This window comes from Pseudomonas lundensis, assembly GCF_001042985.1.
Classification (GTDB): domain Bacteria; phylum Pseudomonadota; class Gammaproteobacteria; order Pseudomonadales; family Pseudomonadaceae; genus Aquipseudomonas; species Aquipseudomonas lundensis.
The window spans coordinates 1-3,522 of sequence record NZ_JYKY01000061.1 but is presented as its reverse complement, the minus strand read 5'-3'; the positions used below and the strand labels follow the sequence as shown (position 1 = coordinate 3,522).

The window sequence follows — 3,522 nt, the reverse complement described above, 5'->3', positions numbered from 1 at the left end:
CGCGGCGTGTCTGCTTGCGCTTGCCGGCGTATTCGAAATCGGAAAAGCTCATCTGGCTCATAGGCGGCTCGGATCAGGTGGTCAGGCGTATTTCAGCACATTTGAAAACTTGTTCGGAGATTCCCTAGCGATGGTCAGTTCGCAGCGTGATCGAGTGCTTACACAGAACCTCCAGCTTTGGGAGCGTGTGAGAGAGCTGGAGCTAGCGGAGCGTCAGAACAAGTCGCGCCAGGTTCGGCTGCATCATTGATAGAATTGCGCCTCCCCCCCCCGACAGCATCACCAGCGTCGGGCTAAATTTTAGCTAGAAGTCTGGATAATGACACCAGGGCTAATAGCATTGGCAATCTCAAGCCTTCTTGAGCGCCAGGGTCGATCAGGTGGGCTGCAGCTCTGACACCTGAGGCAGTAGGCCGGATGGATCGCATGCAAGCACGCTTGCGATGCGATACAGCTTCTCGACGGTAATGTTTACTTCACCACGCTCGATGCGCCCCATATAGCTGCGGTCGATATTGCAGGCCAGCGGCAACAAGCAGGGGTTATGGTTGGCGCCCGGTATGAAGTCCGAGCGTGTCGATCAACCAGGCGACTTGAGCTGCTCCCATGTGGTGGAAAGGAAGCAGAAAGGGCGTTCACCGTCTCACGCCGTGAGCGCAATGGCGTCGTAGTGCCCCTGCTGGAGTTCCGCTCGCCTGACGTAACATCACATCACGTTACTGACCCAAGCCAGGTGCCCAAGCCTATGAAAACTAGCAATCGCGTTGTGATCGAGGTTGATCCTGCCCAAAAGCAGCAGATCTACGCCGCACTCAAGGCACGTGGGTTGACCATGCGCGAGTGGTTTCTGCAGCAGGTGAGCCAGGAACTTTCCATTCCCAAGCCCACCACCCCCTCCAGTCAGTCGAGCAACGATTAAGTAATTCTCAGGGAGTCGAGCAGATGCTCAAGACAGTCAAGCTGCGATGGAGGCACCGGGTTCAGAACACTCCTGAATGACCTGGGCCTTAAAAGATTTGCTGTAGGTACGGCGCTGAGGGGGCATGGAAAATCCGCTTGATGGGCCATGGCCTTCGGCGGCGGTGTCGGGAAGGTGTGTTGGCAGGACGGATACTGTTGAACTACGTTGTCTGGGGCAACGGAAGTGTTTCGGCCCGACTCTGGAACGCGATCCGCAGCGACGACTGGGCAATTCCGCACGTTGGCCTGAGCAGCCTCGGGGAAATCGTCGGCTGGGGGGTGGTATGACAGCGCGCCAGCAGGCGATCTTCACACTCGACGAGTTGGCTGCCTACTTGAAAGTCGGCAAGCGGACGCTTTACCGGCTCGCCTCGCACGGGGAGATTCCGGTCTTCAAGGTCGGCGGGACGTGGCGGTTTCGTCAAAGTGAAATCGAACGATGGATCAATGATCAGGTCCAAACAGGCAGAAAGAAGGAGGTGATACGCACAGATGAGCAGCCAAAGTCAGCGGAACACTCCGTGTCGTCTGGGCGCGCTGTCCGTCGCCGCAGGCAAACGGAGCGAGCGAGAGTCTTCAATTTTTCTTCTGGAGGTGTGACATGGACATTGATTTCAAGAAATTGGCTCCCTGGAACTGGTTCAAGAAGGAGCAGGAAGAACAACAGAGCACTGCCTCGCTGCCGGTGCAGCGCAATGACCTGCCGGTGGCGGGTGGGCCCGTCAGTCCCATCCTGCAATTGCATCGCGAGATCGACCGCCTGTTCGACGACGCGTTTCGAGGCTTCGGTCTCCCGACGCTGGCCATGCCACGCTGGCCGTCGGACTGGCCGGGCCTGCTGAAGCCGGCGCTGGACATCCAGGAGACCGACAAGCAGTACAAGATCGCCCTGGAAGTACCCGGCGTCGAGGAAAAAGACATCCAGATCACGCTCGACAACGACGTGCTGATGGTGCACGGTGAAAAGCGTCAGGAGCAGGAAACGAAAGACGGCGGTTTCCACCGGGTGGAGCGCTGCTACGGCAGCTTTCAGCGCGCTCTGAACCTGCCGACCGATGCCAACCAAGACACGATCAAGGCCGCTTTCAAGAACGGCGTACTCACGATCACGATGGAAAAGCGCGAGGCCAGTGCTCCCAAGCAGGGCCGCTCGATCCCGATCAACGGCTGACGCCGATCGGCTCGTCCTCCGAAAAAACCAGGTGAAGGTCGAGGCGCCGTGATCGGTGGCGCCTCGTCAAATCAATCTTTACAGGAGCATCAGCATGGCCAGAAAACAATGCCAAGTCTGCGGCCAGTCCGCCACGGTGCGGGTGGAAGCCAATCTCAATGGTCGCCACAGCACCATGCTGTTGTGTGACGATCACTATCGCCAACTGGCGCGCCAGCAAAAGCGCACCGTCTCGCCGCTGGAGGCTCTGTTTGGCTCGCGCAGCGGTTTGTTCGAAGACTTCCTCGGCAGCGACTTCTTCCGCATCGGTGACGATTCGCCGTCCATGGCGGCCGATACCGACGAGGTGGTCGATGCCTCGTTCGGCGAACCTGCCCCGGCTGCTACGGGTACAACGCGCCGGCGCGGCAGTGGGCTCGCCAGCCGTATCAGCGAACAGTCCGAGGCCCTATTGCAGGAGGCCGCCCGCCACGCTGCAGAGTTCGGGCGCGCCGAAGTCGATACCGAACACCTGCTGCTGGCGCTATCCGACAGCGACGTGGTCAAGACCATCCTGGGGCAGTTCAAGATCAAGGTCGATGACCTCAAGCGCCAGATCGAATCCGAAGCCAAGCGCGGCGACAAGCCGTTCGAGGGCGAGATCGGCGTGTCGCCCCGGGTCAAGGACGCGCTCAGCCGTGCTTTCGTGGCCTCCAATGAACTCGGCCACTCTTATGTCGGGCCGGAGCATTTCCTGATCGGGCTCGCCGAGGAAGGCGAAGGTTTGGCGGCCAACCTGCTGCGCCGTTACGGCCTCACGCCGCAAGCGCTGCGCCAGCAGGTAAGCAAGGTGGTCGGCAAAGGGGCCGAGGATGGCCGCGCCGAGACGCCGACCAACACGCCCGAGCTGGATAAATACTCGCGCGACCTCACCAAGATGGCGCGCGAGGGCAAACTCGATCCAGTCATCGGCCGTGCGCAGGAGATCGAGACCACTATCGAGGTGCTGGCCCGGCGCAAGAAAAACAACCCGGTGTTGATCGGTGAGCCCGGCGTCGGCAAGACCGCCATTGTCGAAGGGCTGGCGCAGCGGATGGTCGCCGGCGAAGTGCCCGAGACGCTGCGCGACAAGCGTCTGGTCGAACTCAACATCAACGCCATGGTGGCAGGCGCCAAGTACCGCGGCGAGTTCGAGGAGCGCGTGCAGAAGGTGCTCAAGGAAGTGACCGAGCACCAGGGCGAGCTGATTCTCTTCATCGACGAGGTGCACACCATCGTCGGTGCAGGCCAGGGTGGCGGCGAAGGCGGGCTGGACGTGGCCAACGTGTTCAAGCCGATGATGGCGCGCGGCGAGCTGAACCTGATCGGCGCCACCACGCTCAACGAGTATCAGAAGTACATCGAGAAGGACG

Annotated in this window: 5 protein-coding genes and 2 pseudogenes; 6 read left to right on the top strand and 1 reads right to left on the bottom strand. The window is 60.3% G+C overall.

Annotated features, from left to right (window positions below; all coding sequences use genetic code 11):
• Nucleotides 1-250, top strand: a pseudogene (locus tag TU74_RS24595) (hypothetical protein); the annotation flags it as partial.
• A 126-nt stretch (nucleotides 251-376) separates the two neighbouring features.
• Here the strand turns inward: TU74_RS24595 and TU74_RS23905 are convergent.
• On the bottom strand, nucleotides 377-562 hold the full coding sequence (locus TU74_RS23905; RefSeq protein ID WP_082149936.1) for a helix-turn-helix domain-containing protein: 186 nt from the start codon (nucleotides 560-562) through the stop codon (nucleotides 377-379).
• 183 nt (nucleotides 563-745) lie between these two features.
• On the opposite strand from TU74_RS23905, the gene TU74_RS24515 reads away from it, so the two are divergent.
• From TU74_RS24515 to TU74_RS22805, 5 genes and pseudogenes are all read left to right on the top strand, one after another.
• Nucleotides 746-919 carry a hypothetical protein gene (locus tag TU74_RS24515; protein ID WP_162954805.1) on the top strand — a complete coding sequence of 58 codons (174 nt, stop codon included), beginning with the start codon at nucleotides 746-748 and terminating at the stop codon, nucleotides 917-919.
• A 197-nt stretch (nucleotides 920-1,116) separates the two neighbouring features.
• Nucleotides 1,117-1,248 (top strand): hypothetical protein, encoded by a 132-nt coding sequence (locus tag TU74_RS24975; RefSeq protein WP_262377751.1) that lies wholly within the window; start codon nucleotides 1,117-1,119, stop codon nucleotides 1,246-1,248.
• Nucleotides 1,245-1,355: pseudogene (locus TU74_RS25205) on the top strand (helix-turn-helix transcriptional regulator); the annotation flags it as partial. The gene TU74_RS24975 and the pseudogene TU74_RS25205, both read left to right, overlap by 4 nt.
• Nucleotides 1,356-1,561: 206 nt before the next feature.
• Complete coding sequence (locus tag TU74_RS22810; RefSeq protein WP_048377742.1) at nucleotides 1,562-2,131, top strand: Hsp20/alpha crystallin family protein; 570 nt, start codon at nucleotides 1,562-1,564, stop codon at nucleotides 2,129-2,131.
• A 94-nt stretch (nucleotides 2,132-2,225) separates the two neighbouring features.
• On the top strand, nucleotides 2,226-3,522 hold a 1,297-nt coding region (locus tag TU74_RS22805; protein WP_048377741.1), incomplete at its 3' end, for a Clp protease N-terminal domain-containing protein.

What these genes read in the sequence shown, in the direction of transcription:
- TU74_RS24515 (WP_162954805.1), top strand. Translation starts at nt 746, where the DNA reads ATGAAAACTAGCAATCGCGTTGTGATCGAGGTTGATCCTGCCCAAAAG.
- TU74_RS22810 (WP_048377742.1), top strand. Translation starts at nt 1,562, where the DNA reads ATGGACATTGATTTCAAGAAATTGGCTCCCTGGAACTGGTTCAAGAAG.